15 protein-coding genes are annotated in these 23,028 nt (G+C 50.4%); 9 read left to right on the forward strand and 6 right to left on the reverse strand.

Features of this window, described 5'->3' with window-relative positions; genetic code table 11:
* Positions 1–22 precede the first annotated feature (22 nt).
* Genes LZP69_RS08945 through LZP69_RS08955 form a run of 3 tightly spaced genes read right to left on the reverse strand, consistent with a single transcriptional unit; the run spans position 23 to position 4,375 of the window.
* Complete coding sequence (locus LZP69_RS08945; RefSeq protein ID WP_234199982.1) at positions 23–1,174, reverse strand: lipocalin-like domain-containing protein; 1,152 nt, start codon at positions 1,172–1,174, stop codon at positions 23–25.
* On the reverse strand, positions 1,171–3,672 hold the full coding sequence (locus tag LZP69_RS08950; protein ID WP_234199983.1) for an ABC transporter permease: 2,502 nt from the start codon (positions 3,670–3,672) through the stop codon (positions 1,171–1,173). The genes LZP69_RS08945 and LZP69_RS08950 overlap by 4 nt, the downstream gene beginning before the upstream one ends.
* A 34-nt stretch (positions 3,673–3,706) precedes the next feature.
* Positions 3,707–4,375: an ABC transporter ATP-binding protein gene (locus LZP69_RS08955; protein ID WP_234199984.1), complete on the reverse strand. Its 669-nt coding sequence runs from the start codon at positions 4,373–4,375 to the stop codon at positions 3,707–3,709.
* Positions 4,376–4,681: 306 nt separating this feature from the next.
* Here LZP69_RS08955 and LZP69_RS08960 point away from each other — a divergent pair, with 306 nt between their 5' ends.
* Both LZP69_RS08960 and LZP69_RS08965 read left to right on the forward strand, forming a co-directional pair.
* A complete protein-coding gene (locus LZP69_RS08960) occupies positions 4,682–9,967 on the forward strand; it encodes a PAS domain S-box protein (protein ID WP_234199985.1) in 5,286 nt (1,761 codons plus the stop codon).
* Positions 9,968–10,060: 93 nt separating this feature from the next.
* Positions 10,061–11,077: a response regulator gene (locus LZP69_RS08965; RefSeq protein WP_234199986.1), complete on the forward strand. Its 1,017-nt coding sequence runs from the start codon at positions 10,061–10,063 to the stop codon at positions 11,075–11,077.
* Positions 11,078–11,213: 136 nt separating this feature from the next.
* On the opposite strand, the gene ygfZ is transcribed toward LZP69_RS08965, so the two are convergent.
* The gene (gene ygfZ, locus LZP69_RS08970) at positions 11,214–12,179 is read right to left on the reverse strand and encodes a tRNA-modifying protein YgfZ (RefSeq protein ID WP_234199987.1); all 966 of its coding nucleotides are present in this window, start codon (positions 12,177–12,179) and stop codon (positions 11,214–11,216) included.
* Positions 12,180–12,342: 163 nt separating this feature from the next.
* Positions 12,343–13,572: a phosphoglycerate dehydrogenase gene (gene serA, locus LZP69_RS08975; protein ID WP_234199988.1), complete on the reverse strand. Its 1,230-nt coding sequence runs from the start codon at positions 13,570–13,572 to the stop codon at positions 12,343–12,345.
* Between the two features lie 167 nt (positions 13,573–13,739).
* Between serA and LZP69_RS08980 the strand changes: the two genes are divergently transcribed.
* The 5 genes from LZP69_RS08980 (at position 13,740) to katB (ending at position 18,083) form a co-directional block, all read left to right on the forward strand.
* On the forward strand, positions 13,740–14,348 hold the full coding sequence (locus LZP69_RS08980; RefSeq protein WP_234199990.1) for a DUF2238 domain-containing protein: 609 nt from the start codon (positions 13,740–13,742) through the stop codon (positions 14,346–14,348).
* Positions 14,349–14,499: 151 nt separating this feature from the next.
* Positions 14,500–15,165, forward strand: coding sequence for a helix-turn-helix transcriptional regulator (locus LZP69_RS08985; protein ID WP_234199991.1), 666 nt, complete (start codon positions 14,500–14,502; stop codon positions 15,163–15,165).
* A 137-nt stretch (positions 15,166–15,302) separates the two neighbouring features.
* A complete protein-coding gene (locus LZP69_RS08990) occupies positions 15,303–15,740 on the forward strand; it encodes a PaaI family thioesterase (protein WP_234199993.1) in 438 nt (145 codons plus the stop codon).
* Between the two features lie 161 nt (positions 15,741–15,901).
* Positions 15,902–16,144, forward strand: a complete 243-nt coding sequence (locus LZP69_RS08995; protein WP_234199994.1) for a hypothetical protein — start codon at positions 15,902–15,904, stop codon at positions 16,142–16,144.
* 481 nt (positions 16,145–16,625) lie between these two features.
* Complete coding sequence (gene katB / locus LZP69_RS09000; protein WP_326490259.1) at positions 16,626–18,083, forward strand: catalase KatB; 1,458 nt, start codon at positions 16,626–16,628, stop codon at positions 18,081–18,083.
* Between the two features lie 118 nt (positions 18,084–18,201).
* On the opposite strand, the gene LZP69_RS09005 is transcribed toward katB, so the two are convergent.
* Positions 18,202–18,756, reverse strand: a complete 555-nt coding sequence (locus LZP69_RS09005) for a TMEM165/GDT1 family protein (RefSeq protein WP_234199996.1) — start codon at positions 18,754–18,756, stop codon at positions 18,202–18,204.
* A 686-nt stretch (positions 18,757–19,442) separates the two neighbouring features.
* Here LZP69_RS09005 and LZP69_RS09010 point away from each other — a divergent pair.
* Entirely contained in the window at positions 19,443–20,642 is a 1,200-nt protein-coding gene (locus LZP69_RS09010) for an aromatic amino acid transport family protein (RefSeq protein WP_234199997.1), read from the forward strand.
* A 218-nt stretch (positions 20,643–20,860) separates the two neighbouring features.
* On the forward strand, positions 20,861–23,017 hold the full coding sequence (locus LZP69_RS09015) for a S46 family peptidase (RefSeq protein WP_234199998.1): 2,157 nt from the start codon (positions 20,861–20,863) through the stop codon (positions 23,015–23,017).
* The last annotated feature ends 11 nt before the right edge of the window (positions 23,018–23,028 follow it).

Genomic DNA, 23,028 nt, shown 5'->3' on the forward strand with positions numbered 1-23,028 from the left:
AAGCGGCTTTTAAAATGCATGATTAATAACCGGTTAGCTCCATGTAGCCTACGCCTGTGTGACTACCGGAAATTTTAATCGGGCCTTCCCAGTAACTGATAGACAGGGGCATCAGGGCATTGGGATTAAGGGGGCTAATATGCAGATCTATCCCCTGATTGGTCTCATCTGCCTTGGCAATTTTGATCTGCCAGCCGATGGGATAGGACTTGCCATTGAGGCTGTGCCACTTAGTTGCTTGCATTGTAATACGTTCGCTTGCAATGGTTTCTCCTTGACCGTCAGCGAACATGCGTCTGGCGCTGTAGAAGGGCGCGCCACCCTTGTTTGCGGGTCTTAATTGAAACAGCATCAGCGCCGAGCCATCGTCCAGGCGCAGAGAGAACCAATCCCATCCCTGTTGATTTCGATTGAGAAACTGCGAGCTCCACTCGCGATCCAGCCAGGCATCGCCTGTGACTTGAACCCATTGGTCGTTCAGTTTCACTTCGCCGGAAACTTGAATAAATGGCTGGCTGTAATAATAGGATGCCACGCTGCCATCAGGGGTCTTAATACTGTAGCCCTTGTCGCCTTGCAGTTGAAAAGGGGCGGTGGAGGTCAGAGAGAGCTGATACTCAGGGGCGCGATATTCGAGGATGTGCTCCCCTGCAGCTTGCTCTTTTAACTGCCCCTGTTCAACCTTAAGCTCGGCGGGAAACAGTCGGTTGCCTTCACTCTGCCAGCGCCAGTTTTCCAGCGCCAGGGTGATGGGAGATGGGAAAGCACCTGTCAGTGCCGCTCGCCCCCGAGACCAGCGTTCAGTTGCCAGATGTTGATCGACTGAGGTCAGCGCGGCATGAGCCATATAAAGTTGATTACTCGCCCAGGGGGAAAGTGAATGAGGCGGCTCGGAGGCGAGGGCGACGCGAAACTGAGTCCACTGTATGCCGATAGGTTCGCCGCTTGCTGTGGTCAGGTTGGCGGTGAGATACCACCATTCCTGACGAAAAGCCGGGTGGGCAAGATGATCGGCAGGAAAGGTGAATTTTTTGCCAGCCACCACCTTGTCAAATGCTTGAGCATCCTCGCCGAGGATCGTCCCCATGCTGTTGGCTCGTGACTCTTGATTCTGCTCACAAGCTGAGCTTGACAGCAGTAGGCAAGCGATAAGTAAAACACGAATGTACTTCATAGCACCTCACTCTGCAGGCTGCCGATAAGGGGCCTGCGGGTCTGGATATAGAGGGGCATGGCCACGGCTAAGGTGCTGATACAGAGTGCCAGCAGGATCACCTCGAAATAGGCAAGCCAGTTCCAGACCATAGGTATGGTCCAGCCAAAAGCTTGCAGTGTGACCTTATGGATTAGCAAATAGCCCAGCAGTGCCCCGGTCGGCAGTGCGATAACACAGGTGAGTAAGACGATCAGCAGCATCTGACTTAAGGCCATAAGACTAAGCTGGCGTCGATTGACCCCAAGACAGTAGAGCCTGGCGATGGCGGCCAGCCGGTTTTGGGTCAGCATGTAACAGGCGCTGAACAGGCCGATGGCGGCAACCAGCAGGGTGAGACTGTTGAGCACCTTAGTGATGGCGAAGGTGTGTGTAAACATGGCGATCGCCTGAGATTTTATCTTTTCCTGGCTAAAAATGAGTGTCGGTGAAAGTGAAAATTGCGCGGCGAGTTGCTGGCTGTAGGTGCCGATATTACCGCGATAATTGAGTCCAAGACTCAAAGGGACGCTCGAAAGCCCACTTGCGCGCCATAACTCAGGGGCGATCATCACTTCGCCATAGGGATTACCGTAATCGAAGTAGATCCCGGCAATTTGCAGTTCAAAGCCGTTCAGTCTGGGCAGAGTAAAAGTATCATTAAGTGCGAGGCTGTTCTTAATGGCAAAAGGCTCACTTACCAGTACCCATTGGCGCTGCTTGCCTGCTTGATTGAAAAAGTGCGGCCATAGCTCATCATGTGCCTGTTTGAGTATGCTGGTCTGTTCGATGGATTCTCTATCCCGAGTGAGTAGCTGAGTGGGTACCTGCCGGTATTGGGTGGTGATTTTCCACTGCTGATAGAGATCACTGACCTGGCTGTCATTACTGAGATAGTCAGCGATCGCCACTATTTTCTCTTGGGGCGGTCTGAGATAGAGCTGGGCATGCAGCCGGGCATCGAGCCACTGTTTCAGGGTGATCTCGAAGCTACCTACCAGGCTGTTCATGGCGATATTGGCACTGAGCGCCAGCAAGATGGCCATCATGGCCAGAGACAGTGGCGCGATTAACTCTTTGGTCTCCGCCACTTGATAACCCAGTAATCCACCGCGGGTCAGGGTTGAGAGGAAGTTAACCAGCCGCTGTAATAGCCAAGGTAAGGCGAGAGGAATACTGACCACGACTAGGCCTAAGAGTGCCATGGTCAGGTGATAGTCCCGGCTGAAGGGCATAAACACAGCGGCAATGGCGGCCAGCAGCAAGGAGGTAAACAGCTGCCATTTCTGGGTGATGCGAGCGTTAACCTGCACGCTATATTGCCCCGTGCTTTGGGCTAGGGGCTGGCGCATAATTTCACGAAACAGGGAGCCACAGGCCAGCACTGTGGCGGCAAAGGTAAGCAGAGCAGCCTGCAGCAGCCATTGCCAGCGCCATTGGCTGGTCGATATCGTGGCGCCGTAGAGTTGTTCCAGAGTGACATTGACTAATGGTTGCAGCCAGAGACTGAGCTGCAGACCTAAGATAAATCCCATTAGCGAGCCGATTAAAACCAACAGCAGCAGCTCGAGGATCAGTGCCAGCAGCAGGCTGGGTTTCATTACTCCCTGTTGCTGTAACTGGGTCAGCAGGCGTTTGCGTTTGAGCAGGCTGTATCTGACGCCGTTATAGGCGATAAAAAAGCCCACAATAAAAGCCAGCAGGCTCATGGCAGTGAGGTTAAGATGAAAGCTGCTGGTTAACGCTTTCATCCCATCACCTGAGTCATTGGCGATCAGCTGCCCTCTGTCACTTAACCAGGCTCGCAGTGGGGTCAATTGTCCCTCCAAGTCGCCAAAGAGGGCGATATAGCTCAGTTTCCCCGTCTGATTGAGTAGTGGCTGCGCCGCCGAAATATCCATTAACAGGCGATCCCCCAGGTGAAAATTGTCTGCTACTGGGATCAGCTCGATGCGCGTGTCAGCCAGTTGCAGGCTGTTTTTACCTAAGATATTTGCCTGAGTCTGGCTGATGAGTGCGATGTTTTTGCCACTGAGCATCTGACCAAGGGGCAGGAAAAAGGGGTTAAAGGAGGATGCCTTGTCAGGGAGATTGGACTTGGTAGCAAAGCGACGCCCCTGCAGGGCAGCGATAAGATCGATCCCCATCATCTGCCAGCGACGCTGCTGCTCATCTTCGACTGTGCCTTCGACAACCGCCAGACTCTGATCTAATCCAAGACGTTTTAAATCCAGATACACTTGCTCATCCAGGCTAGGGGTAGCTTTGGGGGTGATAAGCCAGTGGATCTGGCTGCCCAATAACTCATTGTTGTGGCTATAACTCTTGATGGCGCTCTCGTTGGTCGCCCGCACCCCAGTTAACAGGGTGACGGCTAAGATGATGCCAAGCAGTATGGCGCCGGCCTGCAGTGGCGCCTGAGTGTAGTGGGCGAGAAACACCCTTAGGGTCAGTCGGATCGCGTTTAGCTGTGTGTTCATGATGCTTTACTCATGACGCTTTACTCATGACTCTTTACTCATGGAGCAGGCCCTTGTCTAAATGCCAGCGCCTTTGCATAAACTCGGCGCATTCGCTGCTGTGGGTGACCATTAAGATGCTGGTGTTTTGCTCCTGGGCCAGTTCACAGATAAGTCCCATCACCTCCAGGCTGGTGACTTGATCCAGATTTCCCGTTGGCTCATCGGCCAGGAGTAATGCTGGTTTATGTGCAAGGGCCCGGGCGATGGCGACTCTCTGTTGTTGCCCGCCTGAGAGGGTTTCTACGGCGCGTTTTAGCAGGGGTCTAAGCCCTAAGGCATCTGTGAGGTGATCGCACCAGGCGTTCCAGCGTTGGCCATTAAGTGCTAATGGAAAGCAAATATTGTCGGCGACATTCAATGGTGTCAGCAGGTTAAATTGCTGAAACACCACCCCCAGTTGCTGGTGGCGAAACCGGCTCCAATGGGCATCGTTCCAATCGTCAGTGCTCTCGCCCAATAAGCTGAGTCGGCCTGAGGTGGGCGGGGTAAAACCGGCAATAATATTCAGCAAGGTGCTTTTGCCACAACCACTGGGGCCGGTTAAGGCCACGGTTTCGGCAAATTTCAGCGACAGTGAGAGGTTATCCAGCACCAGATGAAATTTATCGCCATCGGTAAAACCTTTACTTATCTGCTCCAGGGTCAGCACATGGCGACTCATCTCTTCTCCTTAACAACCCAAAATGTTTAGCTGGGATGATGGGGCTCCCTGTGGTTAAACATACAGTCCAATTGGTATTTATTCAAAGTTGCTTTGACTGGGATAATTGTCGTTCTTGGTTGGTATTTCAAGTTAATGAAGAAATTGATTTTATTATTGAATACCCCATAGCAAGCTGTTTAAATAAACTACACTTTGATTGAATTTTATGCGGCAATAGCTGAGTTCGATATGGTGCTGGTATTTTCATTTCAGATTTGTCTACACTGAGGCGAGTCATTGCTCTTTACGCTGTGGAATAGGGATATGAACAGGTTTCGAAGTTTTCGTAGTAGGATCTTATCGCTGATCGCCATCCCCTTAATTGGGATAATGGCTATCGCCTATGGCATTACCGCTTGGTTTAATTACCAAGCTGAAGAAAAATATATTTACGATGAGCTGGCTCGACAAGCCGATAATGTTGCAAGGCGTATGCAACTTTTTCTCTCCTCAGCCGAGAAAGATACCCAGGCGATTTCCGAAATGCTGGGTGAAGTCGGTGGTGACTCCGCCTACAGCAACGATATCCAGCTTAAGATGCTGCTCACGCGACGTTTAGAGCGTTATGATGATTTTTATGGCGCGGCTCTCGCATTTCGCCGTGATCGTGTCGCGGGGCGCAAACTCTATGCCCCTTATGCCTATCGTGATAAAGGCCAGATAAAGATCATAGATATAGGTGTCGATGGCTACGATTACACCGATGGCCAGTGGGATTGGTGGAATAAGGCGATAGACACTAGCCATGGCTATTGGTCTGCACCCTATTTTGATGAGGGGGCGGGTAATATTCTGATGATCACCTTCTCCCAATCTTTTGGTCATGCACCACCTTATGATGGTGTGTTGACTGTGGATTTAGCCCTCAATACCATTCCCTTTATCGCCGGTGTTGCTGCGGATCAAATTGTGATCATCGATGATCGTGGTGAATTGATCTATCACAAAGATAGCAAGCTATTATTGACTCAGGGTCGTGATAAATGGCTAGGGGAGCTCCCTGAAAATAAAGCCTTTATCGATCTGATGGCAGAGGGTAAAACCGGTAGCAGCTTGATTCAGGATAGTCGGGGAGAACGATTTTTAGCCAGTATTGGCATGGTGCCTACCTTAAGCTGGCGGGTGATCATCATGACACCCGAGAAACAGTTTTTGAGTCAGTTTTTTTACCACTCATCAACCATGACCTTCAACTTGTTTCTTATCTTCATCGTATTACTCCTGACCAGTTATCTTACTGCCAAGCGTTTAACCCGACCTATAGAAGAACTGGAGGAAGGAATTGTTAATTTTGCCGCCGGTAAGAGTAAAAGGATCGAGCAACCTGAGGGCGCGGTCAATGAGATAGTTACACTAACCACTAAATTTAATGAGATGGCATCGGTTTTGGAGGAACGTGAACAAGCCTTGCTGGACTCTCGCGGTAATCGTTTCGCCAAATTGATCGATGGCATGAGTGATAAGTCTTTCTATTGTTCACTCAATTCCGATGGCCAGATAGTGCAGGTGAGTGACGGAGTGGAAAAGGTATTAGGGGTCAGCCCATCCCTGCTCAAGCGTAAATATCAGCGGATGTTTTCCGATAATTCCATCAATGAGCAGAATTGGGAATATATGGATCTGGCGCTGCATGGACAGAACGTGCCCCCTCATCAAGTAGAGATGGTGGACGCGAAAGGCAAGTTACGCCAACTGGATCTGTTTATGCAGCCCTTAGTCTCAGACAATAATGAGCTGCTGTCGGTCGAGATGCTATTTAATGATGTGACGGAGCAGTTTTCCGCTGCCGCCTGGTCAAATGCGGTGCTGGAATCTGCGCCCGAGGCCATGCTTATCGTCAATGAGGCGGGCAAAATTGTCTTTACCAATACCCGATGCCAGACCCTGTTTGGCTATGACAGTGAGCAGATGTTAGAGCTCTCAATCGAACAACTGGTGCCAGAGCGAGCCCGGCAACACCACCCAGAGTTGAGGGCAAAATTTCTGGCCGAAGGCAAAGACAGAAAGATGGGTCGCGGCGCAGGATCTGAGCTGTTAGCCTTAAAGTCCAATGGCACCTCTTTTCCTGTGGAGATAAGCCTAGGGATCTTACCCGAAGATGGCGAAGGTGGCCGTCAGGTTGCTGCTTCTGTGCGGGATATGACAGAGGAGCTGGCGATTGCTAAACGGATCCGCGACAGTGAAAACCGTTTTCGTGGTCTGGTGACCAATATTCCTGGGGCCGTTTATCGAACTCGTATCGGCTTTAAGTGGGTGATGGAATATGTCAGCGACAATATCCTTGAGATCACAGGTTATCCCGCGGAAGATTTTATCGAGGGCAACAAACGCAACTTTGCCAGCGTGATTGTCGAGGAAGACAGCCAAATGGCGTTCGATGTTATCCAGCAGGGGATCACTGAACAGCGCAGTTTTGAGGTGCAATATCGGATCCAGCATAGAGATGGCAGTGTGCGTTGGGTGCATGAGAAAGGTAAGGCTATCTATGACGACGACGGTCGGCCTTTGTGGTTCGACGGCAGTATCAATGATGTGACTTTGAGTAAATTGGCGCAGGAAAAGATAGAGCAGTCGCAGCAGCAGTTAGAGACCATTACCGAATCTATTCCCAGCACTGTCTATCAGATGCGCTGGCGCAATACGGACGATCGCCAGTTTACCTTTCTGTCCAGTGCCTGTATCAGCACCTTGGGTTTTCATCGCATTCAGGCCATGAATGACTTTAATCTGGTGGTCAATTGTATTTTGGAGAAAGAGCTACCGCGTGTCACCTCCTTGCTGTCGGGGAAAAGTCCGGAGGGACTAAAATGGATCGAGGAGTTTCGTTATCGTCACCCTAAAGGGGACGTGCGTTGGTTACAGGCCGGGGCTCATGGCAGTTATCAGGAAGATGGCAGTATCATTTGGAACGGGTATCTGATGGATGTGACCGAACGTAAGCAACTCGATCATGAGCTGGCCAATCGAGAAGCCCATTTCAGGGCGCTGTTTGATAATGCAGGGATCGGGATAGTCAATATCGACGAACGCGGCTATATCATCGACTGTAATGAGCAGTTTAGTCAGTATTTACAGCAAGATGTGGCAGAGATTAAGGGCGGCTCTTTTTATGATCATGCCGATGAGCAGGACAGGGATAAAGCCAAGGCTATGCTACAACAGGCGGCCGAGCATGAAGATGGCAGTGTTCGGATGGCCATCAGATTAATCAACGGTGCCGATGAGTTGATGTGGATGGACGTCACCCTAACTCGCCTGCTGGATAAGCAAGGACAACTGATGTCAGCCGTACTCTCCATGGCCAATATTACCTCGCAGAAGAAATTACAGCTGGAACTCAGAGAGGCGAAAGATATTGCCGATGCAGCCAGTAAGGCAAAGAGTGATTTTCTTGCCAATATGTCCCACGAGATCCGCACGCCGATGAATGCCATTATCGGCATGTCGCAGCTCTGTCTGCAGACTGAACTTAACAGCCGCCAGCTCAACTATGTGCAGAAGATAGATAGAGCCTCTAAATCTCTGCTGGGGATCATCAACGATATTCTCGATTTCTCGAAAATTGAGGCAGGTAAGCTGGATATCGAATCCGTGCCTTTCCAGCTCGACACTATGCTCGAAGATCTGAGCGATATGTTTTCGGTTAAAGCGGCAGATAAACAGCTTGAATTGCTGTTTGCGGTTGCCCCCCATATTCCGCGGCAACTGGTGGGCGATCCCTTGCGTCTAAGCCAGGTATTAATCAACCTGATGAATAACGCCATCAAGTTTACCGATCAGGGTGAGGTGTTGCTGTCTATCAGCGAGCTGGAACATGATGACGACGATATTGTGCTGCGCTTTAGTGTGCGTGACAACGGGATAGGCTTAACCGAAGAGCAAAGAGGTAAGCTGTTTAAATCATTCAGTCAGGCGGACACCTCCACCACACGTAAATATGGCGGCACAGGTTTAGGTTTGGCTATCAGTAAACAGCTGGTCGAGCTGATGGGCGGCGAGATAGGGGTTGAAAGTCAGTTTGGTAACGGCAGTACCTTCTTCTTCACTGTTCGCTTAAAAGTCGCTGATCGCCAGCCCTTAAAGGTCGAACAGGAGTTGGGGGGAATGCGGATCCTCGTGGCCGATGACAATGCCACCGCCCGGGATATTTTACGCACCACATTAGAGAGTATGGACTTTGTGGTTGATACAGTGAAAAGCGGTGAAGAGGCGATCGCCCGGGCTGAAAAGAATGACTATCCCATCGCGCTTATCGACTGGCGTATGCCGGGCATGGATGGACTCGAAGCCGCCGATCAGATCCTCAAACAGCCCAATCCACCGAAACTGCTGATCGTCTCGGCCCATGCCAACGCCGAATTTATTGAGCAGATAGAAAAGAGTGAGATCTCAGGTTATATCACTAAACCCATCAGCGCCTCGCGTATGCTCGATGGCATCATGATGGCGTTGGGTAAAGCAGGGACTATGCCGGTTAGGCGCAAAGGCAGTGAAATCAGTGAAACCTTGCTCTCACAGCTCAAGGGTAAGCACATCCTGCTGGTGGAAGATAATGAGATGAATCAGGAGGTGGCGACCGAGTTCCTCGAACAGGTCGGGGTTGTCTTATCCATCGCCGAAAATGGTCAAATTGCCTTAGAGAAACTGGCCACCCAAAGCTTTGATTTAGTCCTGATGGATTGCCAGATGCCTGTGATGGATGGCTTTCAGGCGACAAAAGCCCTGCGTCAAAATCCCGAGTTTGCGTCACTGCCAGTGATTGCCATGACAGCCAATGCCATGGCAGCAGACAAAGAGATGTGTCTGCAGGCGGGGATGGATGATCACATAGCCAAACCCATAGAAGTCTCTATTTTGTATAAGACACTACTGCACTATCTTGGTGATGGGCCAAAGTCCCTAGATGGCCAGTTAGCGCAGCAGAAGCAGCAAGCCGATCCCGCTCTGTTCTGGCCACAACATGAGGCGCTGGATATAGACAAAGGCCTACAGCTGGTACAAAACTCGGTTCGACTCTATCGCCGTATCTTCGAGCGATTTTACACTGGGCAGATGCAGGCCGCCGAGCAGATCGATCTCGCGCTCGCGCAGAACCGGGTCGATGATGCGATCCGTTGTGCCCATACATTAAAAGGGGTGTCGGGTAACTTAGTCTGTCAAAGGTTAGTCGAGCTGGCCCGGGAGGTAGAAGCAAAACTGACAGAGTCTGCCAAAGCCGATGTCTCGGCTCAGTTAGCGGAGTTAAGTGCGCTAATCGCGTCAATTTGTGATGCTATAAGTGACTGGATGTCTCATATGCAGTTCGATGACAAAACCGCCTCGGATGCCAAGCCACAGCTCACTATGATGACCAGTGAGGAGCTAAGCGAGGCGGTAAAAGTGCTACTCGAGTTGCTCGATGATGCCGATTCAGGGGCGGTGGATAAGATCAACGAGATGAAGGGACGCATCCCTGCCGATCAATGGCAAAAAATCAGTCCAGCCTTAGCCATGATCAACAGTTATCAATTTGATGAGGCGGCTGAGTTGATCCAGGCCTATTTTGACTGATCAAGCTAGAGAAAATGAGCTTGTTTAAACGCGTTTTGGACGGCTAGCTATACTCAATAGGCTTGTACGACTTTTTTACTTGACGGAGGGGTTATGGATAATGCCACTGTGTTAGTTGTAGATGATACGCCGGAAAATATCGATATTCTGGTTGGTATCTTAGGCAGTGAATATAAAGTAAAAGTGGCTATCGATGGTCCTAAAGCCCTGGCCTTAGCGGCTAAAAGCAGTCCAGATATTATTTTGCTCGATGTCATGATGCCGGGCATGAACGGTTATGAGGTGTGTAAACGCTTAAAACAGGACCCACTCACCTGCCATATCCCGGTGATTTTTGTCACTGCGCTCTCTGAAGTCTCAGATGAGACTCAGGGCTTCGAACTGGGGGCGGTCGACTATATCACTAAGCCTGTGAGTGCGCCGGTGGTCAAGGCCAGAGTCAGGACTCACCTGGCCTTATATGATCAGAAACGCCTGTTGGAACAAGAGGTCAAGGCGCGAACCAAAGAGCTGGAAGAAACCCGTTTTGAGATCATCCGTCGTCTCGGTCGTGCCGCAGAATATAAAGACAATGAGACAGGATTACACGTGATCAGGATGAGTCATTATGCCCGGCTGCTTGCCCAGCAGCTAGGGATGCCTGACACTTACTGTGAACTGCTTTATAACGCTGCCCCCATGCATGATATAGGCAAGATAGGTACGCCGGATTCCATCTTGAAAAAACCGGGTAAACTCGATGATGAGGAGTGGCTGGAGATGCAGCGCCACGCCGAAATTGGCGCCGAGATCATAGGGGAGCATAACGATCCGCTATTGGAGATGGCGCGGCGCATCGCCCTGAGTCACCACGAGAAGTGGGACGGCAGCGGTTATCCTAAGGGGCTGTCCGGTGAAGATATCCCTATCGAAGGACGGATTGTGGCGATTGCCGATGTATTCGATGCCTTGACCTCGATTCGCCCCTATAAGAAAGCTTGGACCATAGAGGAGACTATGGCCTTGATTGAGAGCGAGGCGGGTAAACATTTTGATCCAGCCCTGGTCGAGCAGTTTAAACTGATCTTAGATGAGGCGATTAAGGTGCGTGACGCTCATAATGAAACTTAAACTTGGCATGAGATCCAAACTTAGCTGTCTGGATCAGCGATAAAATAAAATTAACCGTACACCATAAACAGTAAAAGGCGCATCATGCGCCTTTTTTCTTTAGCCATTTCGGGTCAGCCCTGATGGCTTGCCCTTGTTATGCTTCCTCTTCGAGAGAATAAGGCAGAGGCAATAGGCTTAAATCCGATGCCGGGTCGCCAGCGATACGCAGCTTGGCATCCATAGGTGTATCGTTGGCTAATACCGCAGTGAACAGCACTTGGCCATCCCTTTGTACCAGTTCGACAATGGTGCCAGCGCGGCGATAACTGTCATCCAGTGCTATCTCTAACTGGCTATCGGCGGCGACGGGCGAGCCTATACTACCGCTGACAATATAGAGGGCGCGCTTATTGCCGCCACGGTATTTCATGCGGGCCACAGTTTCCTGTCCCATGTAACAGCCTTTATTAAAGCTGATGCCATTGAGTGCCTGTAGGTTACACATCTGGGGGATAAACTGTGATGAATGGCTGGCGTCGATATTGGGGTATCCGGCAAGGATCTCCAGTGCCTGCCAAGCCGAAGCATGGTAGATGGGGGCGTCAATTTGGTTGAGCAGATTGTCGCTTGCCGCCTTACTGACGCCGAGAATATAGCGGCCGTCATGGTGCAGGATAAAGCCAGAATCAATCAGAGTCAGCTCTGGGCTTAATGGGCCAAATTGTGTGCTTAACCAGTTAGAGGCCTTATCACCGGCAACACCCAATAAGAGCCAGTTGTCGCTGGCGTCGGTTAATTCGGCTTTGCTGAACACTGCATATTTCTGCAACTGAGGCAGATCTTGGCTCAGGGTCGTCTTTGGCATCAGCATGAAGAGGGTGCCATCTTTGGCGAAGGTTCTGAAACTGGCGAGCATCTTGCCTTTAGGATCACAGTGAGCGCCCCAGCGCCACTGATCCGCTTCCAGTGAGCTGATATCGGTTGTCACCTGACCATGAATAAAGCTGTGTCCCTGTTCGCCTGTGATGGTGATTAACCCCAGGTGAGATAGTTGGGAAAAAAACAGTTCGGGTGTGGGGCCGTTTAGTGGCCAGGTTGGCGAAGAGGTCGACACTGTCATGAATAAGTCCAAGAGGTAAACAAATTGAGCCTTGATTGTAACCCTAATTAAATCGTGCGCAAAGGCTCAAACTCTCAGAGATAAAGCTGTTTTTTGGGATTGATAATTAAGCCGCCAGAGTTTGCTCATGGCGGCTTAAGGGATGGTGAGATCAGACGATAGTTTAGAACAACAGGCGAGTTCTGATGGTGCCATCAATCGCCTTCAACTCTTCCAGGGCCTCTTCAGCCTGATCTGAGTCCACTTCCATGACCACATAACCAATATCCGCCGTGGTTTGCAGGTATTGGGCCGCGATGTTAATGCCTTTTTCTGCAAACGCCTGGTTAATCTTGATCAGGATACCGGGACGGTTATGGTGCACGTGCAGCAGACGCGAGGTATCTTTATGTTGAGCCAGGGAGACTTCGGGGAAATTAACAGCCGTCATGGTCGAGCCATTGTCTGAATATTTCGCCAGTTTACCGGCCACTTCGATACCTATGTTTTCCTGCGCTTCCTGGGTGCTGCCACCTATATGTGGCGTCAGGAGCACATTGTCCAACCCGCGCAGCGGACTGATAAACTCATCATCGTTTGACTTGGGCTCGATAGGGAATACGTCGATGGCGGCGCCGGCAAGATGCTGCTCCTTGATGGCATCGGCCAGGGCTTCAATGTTCACCACAGTCCCGCGGGAAGCGTTGATTAATATGCTGCCTGGGCGCATACAAGATAGCTGTTCTTTGCCGATTAGCTCCTTGGTCTGCGGTGTTTCAGGCACATGCAGACTGACCACATCGGCCAGGGAAAGCAGCTGTTCCATTGAGTGCACCTGCTGAGCGTTTCCCAGCGGCAGTTTGTCTTCAATATCGTAGAACATGACGCGCATGCCCAAGGTCTCGGCAAGGATCCCGAGCTGAGTACCTATATGACCATACCCGATAACCCCTAGGGTTTTCCCCCTGGCCTCGAAGCTGCCTGCGGCACTTTTTAACCAACCGCCACGGTGTGAGATGGCGTTACGCTGAGGTATGCCACGCAGCAACATGATGATCTCGCCCAGCACCAGTTCGGCAACGCTACGGGTATTAGAGAATGGCGCATTGAAAACCGGGATCCCCAGTTTCTCTGCGGCGCTCAGATCCACCTGATTGGTGCCGATACAGAAACAGCCGATCGCAACCAGCTTGTCGGCATGTTGTAATACGGAGTCAGTGAGCTGGGTTCGGGAGCGAAGCCCCACAAAATGGGCATCCTTAACGGCATCGAGTAACTCGACTTCGCCAAGGGAGGCTTTGTGGTATTCAATGTTGTTATAACCTGCGCGCTTAAACACATCTACCGCAGATTGGTGAACGCCTTCCAGCAGCAGGATCTTGATCTTATCCTTGTCCAGCGAGTGTTTCGCCATGATTGGGGTACCCTCTTCGTCGGTTGTTGCTATTATGTGATGGTCATTTTTGTATCATAATCGTCGGAGCACCCTCAAAATAGCACTTTTTTTTGTCAGTGTGGAGGGCTAGATGGCTAAAATTATTAATTTAATGTTAAAACAATATCGTCTAAGGAGTATCCATTTTGAATAAAACGGCTCTGTGGCTCTTACTGTTTTTTGTTGTCTTAATCTGGTCTGGGATTCATCCTAAAGAGACCCTGACCTGGTTCCTTGAGGTGGTACCGGCGCTGCTCGCCTTGCCAATTCTTTATTTCACCCGCAAGCGCTTTCCCTTGACCTCTTTAGCCTATGTACTGATCCTTATCCATGCTGTCATCCTTATGGTTGGTGGGCATTACACTTATGCCGAGGTGCCGCTGTTCGATACACTGGCCGAGTGGATGGGCAGTGAGCGCAATAATTACGATAAAGTCGGGCATTTCGCTCAGGGTTTCATTCCGGCACTGCTGGCCAGAGAGGTGATTATTCGTGTTGCCATGGTAAAGCCCGGCGCCTGGTGTAATTTCTTTGTCTGCTGTTTTGCTTTGGCGTTATCGGCCTTGTACGAGTTGATCGAATGGTGGGTTGCAGTGCTCATCGGCGAGGATGCAGAGTCATTTCTCGGCACACAAGGCTATGTGTGGGACACTCAATCGGACATGGCGATGGCGCTGCTGGGCGCCATAGTGTGCGTGATAACCCTGTCTCGTTGGCATAATCGTCAGCTAACTGCTTATATTAACCTTAGGTAATGATTTGCCTTCAAAGCGTATGTGCCATACTGGAAGAATAGTTTTCATAGCGGTTTGATTATGCTTAGTAGCAGGTACAAGTGAGTGTTATTGGCGGGCTTGGGGATCGCAACATCTAGGTCGATTGGAAACTTTTCAGGGAGAGAACTGAATGAGTAAAACCTATGAGTTGGTGTTTTTACACCAGCTTTCAACGCCTTGTCATGTAGCCATTTTGGCAGAGTCGATAGGATTAAAGACTCGCATTATCAAGCAGGTGAGCGATCTCGATCCCGAGCGGGATCGTAACAGTTTTTATCTTATCGCCCAGCAGGGAGCCGCACTGGATAGCCAGGGTGTGCCCTTGATTGTCCCTAGATTACTGCCCCATGTGCCGGTCGCTCTTTATCTGGTTGAACGCGGCAGTTTAGTACCTGAGTCAGCTTTGCTGCTGGGAATACGTGGATTGCTTTTTTCCGATCAGAGAATGGATCTTTTGCTCACAGGGCTGAGAAAAATGGTGGGTGATGAGCTTTGGTATGACAGGCCCTTGATCTCCAAAGTGTTTAGACGCCTGGTCAATAGCCAGGATACTGAGCTTGAACTGACTCCGGATTCGGTCGCCATGCTGCAGCAATTGACGGGCAGAGAGCGCACTATTATTCAGCTGGTGTCCAGTGGCGCCAGAAATCGCGAGATAGCCGATCATCTTTGTATCAGCGAGCACACAGTAAAAGCGCATATCTCCTCTATTTTTAGAAAGACCCAATCCCGTAATCGTGTCGAGCTGTTACGCTGGGCACAGCACAATGTTTCTGCCTTAGATTCCAACCACTGATCCTCTGTATTCGATTGAACCCCCACCGTTAGCTGTTTGTTTTTTTGCGCCTGTTGAGCCTGAGGTTTCCAGTTTCATCTTACGCCTGAACCCAGTAGACTAGGCTTCTCTTTTTGCTAATGAAAATGGAATATCAGATGAGCATTTGGTTTAGACCTGTCACCCTGCAAGATTGTGAAAAAATGGACGCCGGTATGGGCGGCCAAGGAACATTGATGCAAACGTTAGGGATTAAAATAGTTGAAATTGGCGACGATTATATGAAAGCCACTATGCCAGCATCGCCCGCAGTACATAATCCATTAGGCATAGTCCATGGTGGCGCGAATGTGGCGCTGGCGGAAACCGTCGCCAGCTATGCGGCCAATTTTGCGGTGGATTTTACCCAGTACTATTGCGTTGGTCAGGAGATCAATGCCAATCATCTTAAGGCCTCACGCAATGGTACCTTAACGGCAACCGCCAGGCCGGTGCACCTGGGTAAACGCAGCTCAGTATGGGAGGTGCGAATTCATAACAGCGGTGGCGATCTTTGCTGTATCTCACGCATGACGGCGGCAGTCGTTAAACGATAACTCAATTCAAACACCTTACCCGATTAAACGGCTTCCCAGAAAGCCGTTTAGTTTGTCATTGAGTCAAATTACCACTTAGTCAATTTGCCACTGAGTCGATTTGTCACTTAGCCAATTTGTTATCCATACTAAACAGGTCTCTGGTTAACTGAGGTGGCTTTATGGAAGCTGCAACGATTTGGGAATGGGTAGGTTATCTGGCCTCTGTGGTGGTGGCTTTTTCTCTTATGATGGCCAATATCAAGAAACTGCGCTGGTGGAACCTGATTGGCGCGGCGCTGTTTGTCGCCTATGGTACGGCTATTTCGGCCTATCCGGTGGCATTGGTGAACTTCTTTATTGTGCTGATCGATGCTTATTATCTGGTAAAAATTTATCGAGCCGAGTCAGAGTTAACCGGCTAATCTCCTAAAGTTTCTTCTGGTTTTTTTGTTATCGCAGCTAAGGAGAGCATACTCCTTTGTGGCTGATGGCTTTATCCTCTGTGGCTGATGGCTCTTCTCTTGCTGTCGCTTGTCGATTATCTTCTTGTTTATTCTAGTGCTGCCTTCATCTGTTCATACCGAACATCTCACATTTCTCACATCTCTGATATCTCCAACACTTCTTTAGTCCGTTTTAGGTCTATCCATCACGAACGGTATTTTTAATCTAAAAAACAAATCAATCTCATCTGTTTTAATCGCTTTATCTGTTTTGTCGATTAACTTACTATTTCTTCATCGAGACAGCGAATTGATATCACCGCAAGAGGAGTTATCGCCATGTCCACCCTTTATGACTTGATTGAAGATTGGATTAACAACAAAGCGTAACCATTTAGCGCAGCAGCTTGAACACAAGCGCAACCAAATACACTTTAGGAGAAAAAAGATGAGCACTTCAATGAATTACCCCTTAACCAGCCAGAACGGCGCCCCGGTAAGCGACGATCAAAACTCACTGTCAGCGGGCGAGCGCGGACCATTACTACTGCAAGACTGGCACTTAATCGAGAAGCTAGCTCACTTTAACCGTGAGCGGATCCCCGAGCGTGTGGTGCATGCCAAGGGCACAGGGGTTTACGGTACTTTTACCCTGACAAAAGATCTGAGCGATTACACTATCGCGGAACACTTCATCGGCGAAGGCAAACAGACTGAGACTTTTGTGCGCTTTTCAACCGTAGGCGGTGAGATGGGCTCAGCGGACGCCGAGCGTGATCCTAGAGGTTTTGGCCTGCGTTTCTACACTAAGCGCGGTAATCACGACATAGTGGGTAACAATACACCGACCTTCTTCCTGCGTGATGGCATCAAGTTCCCGGACTTTATCCATACTCAGAAGCGTAACCCTATGACTAACCTTAAAGATCCCCAGGCGATGTGGGACTTCTGGTCACTTAATCCTGAGGCCATGCATCAGGTGACTGTGTTGATGTCGGATCGTGGTATTCCTGCCAACTATCGTCAGATGCACGGCTATGGTTCACACACTTTCTCTTTCTGGAATGCCAAAGGGGAGCGTTTCTGGGTCAAGTTCCACTTCAAGTCTCTGCAGGGGGTGGCCAACTTAACTAATGAGCAGGCGGATATGTTAAAGGGGATCGATCCCGACTCATCCCAGCGTGACATGGTCGCCGCCATTGAGGATGGCAACTTCCCGTGCTGGAGTGTTAATGTGCAGATCATGCCTGAGGCCGATGCCAACAGTTATCATATCAATCCGTTCGATCTGACCAAGGTATGGCCCCATGGAGATTATCCGCTGATCGAAATCGGTGTGCTTGAGCTGAACCGTATGCCACAGAACTACTTTGCCGAAGTGGAGCAGGTGGCGTTGGCGCCAAGCAATCTGGTGCCGGGTGTGGGCGCATCGCCCGATAAGATGTTACAGGCGCGTCTGTTTGCCTATGCCGATGCCCAGCGTTACCGCATCGGGGCTAACTATAATCAGTTGCCGGTAAACTGCCCCCATGCAACTAAGGCGAATCACCATCAACGTGGCGGTGCGATGGCCGGGACTGTGTGCCCATTAAGCGGCAGCCAGACGGGCGGCGATGCCAGTGCCAACTATGGTCCGAATACCACAAGTGCGGCATTAACCGAATCGGTCGATTTTGCCGAGCCACCACTGAGATTGGACGGCGAAGCGGCCCGTTACAGCCGTTATGGTCAGGATGATTATACCCAGGCGGGAGATCTGTATCGTTTATTCTCCGAAGAGGAAAAACAGCGCCTGATCACCACCATATCCGGTTCACTCCGTCAGGCGAGTCTGGATGTGCAGCGCCGCATGCTGGAGCACTTTATCCAGGCCGATAGCGACTATGGTCAGCGCATCAAACAGGCCTTAGGCTTGTAATCGTTAACGGGAGATAAAGAAGCCAGTGGAATTACCACTGGCTTCTTTGTTTTGGGCGCTCGGCTTTCCCCCTCGCACCACGTTCCTCGCTCTCGGCTCTCGGCCCCCGTCTCTGGCTTTACCAGATCAGGGTGGCGACACCGAGCAGGAAGAACAGCAGGGCGCAGCCACGGTGGATCCAGGTGAGCGGCAGCTTATCGGCGCTGAAGTGACCGGCAATCACCACGGGCACATTGGCTATCATCATCCCCAGAGTAGTGCCCGCAACGACCATGGCCAGCGCGTCATATTTGGCCGATAAGATCACGGTTGCCACCTGGGTCTTGTCGCCCATCTCGGCCAGGAAAAACAGGATAAAAGTCGCAAGGAAAGGGCCCATTTGATAGAAGCGGCTCTCCTCGGCATCCACCTTATCCGGCACTAACACCCAGAGCGCGATGGCGAAGAAGGAGAAGGCAACCAGATAAGTGGCAATTGCAGGGCTGAGCCAGTCTATCGCCCATTGACCAAACCAGGCGGCCGCAAAATGGTTCGCCAGGGTAGAGAGTAAGATCCCTAAGATTATCGCCGTTTTGTTTTTGAATCGCGCCGCAAGAATGAGGGCTAACAGCTGGGTCTTATCGCCAATTTCGGCAATAGCCACAGTGAGGGTTGAGGCAAGTAAAGCTTCCATAACAGGTCCTTAGGGGGCAAAAAATCCAAGCATAGTCCGCCGCCCCCTAAAGATTGAGCGGTAACCATACTTAGGTCTTGCTGGGCAAATTGTGTGACACAAACTTGCTGTGAGCACCATGGCATGTGGCCAAGTATGTTGATACTCACCCGTGAACCTTTGCGCCGAACCGGCAGCGGTTGTGGTTCACGTTAGCTACTCCCCTAAAGTCGTGGCGTCATTATACGGTTTTCGACTCAGTTGGCAAGTTAAGGGGAGGTGCCTGAGTTTGTCATTTTGGTTGAATTTTCGCTTATGGGATTAACAGTTCGCAACGATTTAGTTGTTGCTCTGTTTTAAAGCTGTATCTCATAAGAGGCTTAGTATCAGTTTGCAGCCAAGCCTCTTGCTCACTGAGTTTGCCTCTGTTAATGTGCCAGACAGTCATATTTATAGAGTTAAGGTAGCGATGAATCAGTTCTATCGATATTTGCCGCGATTTAGTTCGCCTCAGGAGCTTAATTAGATATCGAAGAATTAGATGAATTAAGCTGTTGAGGCCAATCCTACTCAGATCATGAGGTTTTGCGATCTGCTTGTTCGATTCGGAGGCTAAGCTTGATTTGTACCATTGCTAAATCCCGCCTTTGAAGCCGTTCTAGATCTGACCTTCCAAATTAAAGATAAATAAAAGACAGGACAATTTTGTGAACTTAAAAATGCTTGGCTCTATTGCCATAGTTGCAGGAACCGCTATTGGGGGCGGCATGTTGGCACTGCCGCTGGCCACCGCGTCATTGGGGACGATTCCCGCCTTACTGCTGTTAGTGGCCATCTGGGGCATATCTATCTATACCTCTTTGTTAATGTTAGAGATTAACCTGCGCGCTGGGGTTGGCCTCAATGTGCATATGATCACAGGCATGACTCTGGGTAAGGTGGGACAGTTTATCCAGGGCGCCTCTTTCTTAAGCCTGCTGTTTGCCCTGACCATGGTGTACCTGATGGGCGGCTCATCCTTGCTGGAATCCCGTTTCGAGCCATTAGGCATAGAGATGAGTCGTAACACGGCAATATTACTCTTCACGCTGATTTTCGGTGGTTTTATCGCGATCGGCGTGGCCTGGATAGACAAGGCCTCCAGACTACTGTTCACCGCTATGGTGGCGCTGTTTGTGGTGGTTGTGTTCTTTCTGCTGCCGGAAGTGAATCCGGCTTATATTCTGCGTGAGTCGGCCAGCACTCTGGTCTCTAAGGGCGAGTTGGGTAACCTTTGGTTAGCCGCGATTCCTGTGGTTTTCACCTCCTTTGGTTTCCATGTGTGTATCGCCACAATCGTGCGTTACTTAGATGGTGAGGCGATGGCGCTGCGTAAGGTGTTGATCATAGGCTCCACCATTCCTTTAGTCTGCTACATACTTTGGCTTATGGTGACCTTAGGCACAGTGGGCGGCGCGACGGTTCATGGTTTCGAGGGTTCCTTGCCTAAGTTGGTTGGCGCCCTGCAAGGGTTGGCACACTCCTCTGTTTTGCAACAGTGTATCGATCTGTTTGCTAACCTGGCACTTATCACTTCTTTCCTCGGGGTGACCATGAGTCTGTTTGACTATATTGCCGAGCTGACCCGTGCCAAAGAGAATGTGCCTGGCCGTATTCAAACCTGGCTGGTGACCTTTGTGCCGCCACTCCTGTGTGCTCTCTACTATCCTGATGGTTTTATTCAGGTGCTGGGTTTTGCGGCGATCCCGCTGGTGGTGATGATTATCTTCCTGCCGATTGCCATGGCGTTGCAGCAGCGTGTGCAAAAGCTGGGTGGTTATCAAGTTAGCGGCGGCAAACCCGCACTGGTGCTGTCTGGCATATTAGGGGTGATTATTATCGCCGCGCAATTGTGGGTTGCCCTGTAGCGCGTAACTTAAATGGCATCATCCTAATCAGCTATTTTACAGTTGCTTACAACTTCATCTCGTTTGAATGCATGCCAATTTAGGTGAATTTTAAGCCTTTTGTGATAAAGTCGGGTCTTACCCGGCTTTTTTGTATCTATCACATGGAAAGTCAGGGAGTGCCGACCGTTCGGCATTGATTGCTATGACCTTAAAGCATAATAAAAATGGATTTATAAATGAAAAAATTAATCTTATCCGCAGCGCTAGCGACCGCGTTTGCTGCCCACGCCGACGAAGGTATGTGGCAGCCTTACCAGCTTCCAGCAATGGCCGACGAACTCAAGGCCAAGGGATTAGAAATCGATGCTAAATCAATTTCTAAATTGACCGAATTCCCAATGAATGCCGTGATCAGCCTAGGTGGTTGTACGGCATCATTTGTCTCGCCAAAGGGCCTGGTCGTGACTAACCATCACTGTGCCTATGGCTCAATCCAGTACAACTCGACACCCGAGAAAAACCTGCTTAAAGATGGCTTCCTGGCTAAATCTTTCTCCGAGGAGCTGCCGGCGACTCCTGGTTCTCGTATCTATGTGACCGAGGAAGTGACCAATGTGACCGATAAGGTCAAAGAGGGTCTAGGTAGCCAGGTGGGTAACGCTTTTTATCGGGGCATTGAAGCCAAAGAGAAAGCCCTGGTTGCCCAGTGTGAGGCACAGGATGGCTATCGCTGTCAGGTTTACAGCTTCCACGGCGGACTGGAATATTATCTGATTAAGCAGCTTGAGATCCGCGATGTGCGCCTGGTTTACAACCCGGCGGTCAGCGTAGGTAAATATGGCGGCGATATCGATAACTGGATGTGGCCACGCCACACGGGAGACTTCTCCTTCTACCGAGGTTATGTGTCAAAAGAGGGCAAGCCTGCGGATTTCAGCAAAGACAACGTGCCTTACGAGCCAAAGAGCTTCCTGAAAGTGTCGGCTAAAGGGGTCAGCGAAGGTGATTTCGTTATGGTCGCCGGTTACCCAGGTCGTACCAACCGTTATCGCACCGCCAATGAAGTGCAGAACCAGTTCGAGTGGGCGTATCCGGAAGGTAAGATGCTGCGTGAACGTTTTATCGAGCTGATCAAAGCAACCGCGCCTGAGGGCAGCGATGAACGTATTAAGTATGAAAGTTTGATCGCGGGTCTGGCCAACTACGCTAAAAACTTCACTTCTATGATCGAGTTTTACGGCAAATCGACCATGCTGGCCGACCGTAAGGCGCTGGAAGCCGAGCTCTCTGCATGGATTGAGCAGGACAGCAAGCGTAAGGCACAATATGGCAAGACCCTGAACGAGCTGGACAAGCTGATTGTTGAAGGCCAGCAGAACCAGGAGCGCGACATCATACTGGGCTATTTGGGTTACACCACCATGCTGCCGACTGCTCGTCGTCTATACCGTCTGGCTAACGAGAAGCAACTGGATGACATGGCCCGCGAGCCAGGTTATCAAGAGCGCGATATGACTCGTTTCACCTCCAGCATGGAACGTATCGATCGCCGTTATGCGGCCAGCGTCGATAAGGCCCTAGTGCTGGATATGCTAAAGCGTTACGCCAAACTGCCGACTGAAGATCGTCTGCCTGCGCTGGATAAGGCGTTCGGCATTGGTAAGAAGTTTGACGAGGCTAAGCTGGTCAAGACGTTAGATAAGATGTATGCAGGTACCAAGCTTGGCGATAAAGAGACGCGCCTTGAGTGGATGAACAAGTCCGTTGCCGATTTTAAGGCCTCGAAAGATCCTATGATCCAGTTCGCCGTTGCCCTGTATGACACAGATATGGCCGAGGAGAAAAAATCTAAGGAACTGGCGGGTAAGCTGATGAAGGTGCGTCCAGAGTTTATGGCTGCCATCATAGCCTACAACAAGTCACTGGGTAAGCCTGTGTACGCCGATGCTAACTCTAGCCTGCGTGTGACTGTGGGTAATGTTAAAGGTTACTCGCCTCAGGATGGCTTGGTTGCCGTGCCTTTCACTCGCCTAGAAGGTCTTGCCGCTAAGGCGACCGGCGAAACGCCATTCGATGCCCCGGCTAAGCAGCTGGAGCTGATCAAGCAGAAGCAATATGGCGAATACTATATGAAAGCCATCGACTCTGTACCTGTGAACTTCCTCTCGACCTTAGATACCACAGGGGGTAACTCAGGCTCACCAACCCTGAACGGCCGCGCCGAACTCGTGGGTCTGCTGTTCGATGGTGTGTATGAGAGCATCATAGGTGACTGGGGTTATGATTCACAAACCAACCGCTCTATTCAGGTCGACAGCCGCTACATGCTGTGGGTGATGAAGTATCTGGATAATGCCGATAACCTACTGGCAGAGATGGAGATAGTGCATTAATCTTCTGGGCT

This window comes from Shewanella sp. AS1 (assembly GCF_021412565.1).
Classification (GTDB): Bacteria; Pseudomonadota; Gammaproteobacteria; order Enterobacterales; family Shewanellaceae; genus Shewanella.

Coding starts and splice junctions, on each gene's coding strand:
- katB (WP_326490259.1), top strand. CDS start 16,626: ATGAATTACCCCTTAACCAGCCAGAACGGCGCCCCGGTAAGCGACGAT.
- LZP69_RS08995 (WP_234199994.1), top strand. CDS start 15,902: ATGGAAGCTGCAACGATTTGGGAATGGGTAGGTTATCTGGCCTCTGTG.
- LZP69_RS08950 (WP_234199983.1), bottom strand. CDS start 3,672: ATGAACACACAGCTAAACGCGATCCGACTGACCCTAAGGGTGTTTCTC.
- LZP69_RS08985 (WP_234199991.1), top strand. CDS start 14,500: ATGAGTAAAACCTATGAGTTGGTGTTTTTACACCAGCTTTCAACGCCT.
- LZP69_RS08945 (WP_234199982.1), bottom strand. CDS start 1,174: ATGAAGTACATTCGTGTTTTACTTATCGCTTGCCTACTGCTGTCAAGC.
- LZP69_RS08955 (WP_234199984.1), bottom strand. CDS start 4,375: ATGAGTCGCCATGTGCTGACCCTGGAGCAGATAAGTAAAGGTTTTACC.
- LZP69_RS09015 (WP_234199998.1), top strand. CDS start 20,861: ATGAAAAAATTAATCTTATCCGCAGCGCTAGCGACCGCGTTTGCTGCC.
- serA (WP_234199988.1), bottom strand. CDS start 13,572: ATGGCGAAACACTCGCTGGACAAGGATAAGATCAAGATCCTGCTGCTG.
- LZP69_RS08960 (WP_234199985.1), top strand. CDS start 4,682: ATGAACAGGTTTCGAAGTTTTCGTAGTAGGATCTTATCGCTGATCGCC.
- LZP69_RS08990 (WP_234199993.1), top strand. CDS start 15,303: ATGAGCATTTGGTTTAGACCTGTCACCCTGCAAGATTGTGAAAAAATG.
- ygfZ (WP_234199987.1), bottom strand. CDS start 12,179: ATGACAGTGTCGACCTCTTCGCCAACCTGGCCACTAAACGGCCCCACA.
- LZP69_RS09005 (WP_234199996.1), bottom strand. CDS start 18,756: ATGGAAGCTTTACTTGCCTCAACCCTCACTGTGGCTATTGCCGAAATT.
- LZP69_RS08965 (WP_234199986.1), top strand. CDS start 10,061: ATGGATAATGCCACTGTGTTAGTTGTAGATGATACGCCGGAAAATATC.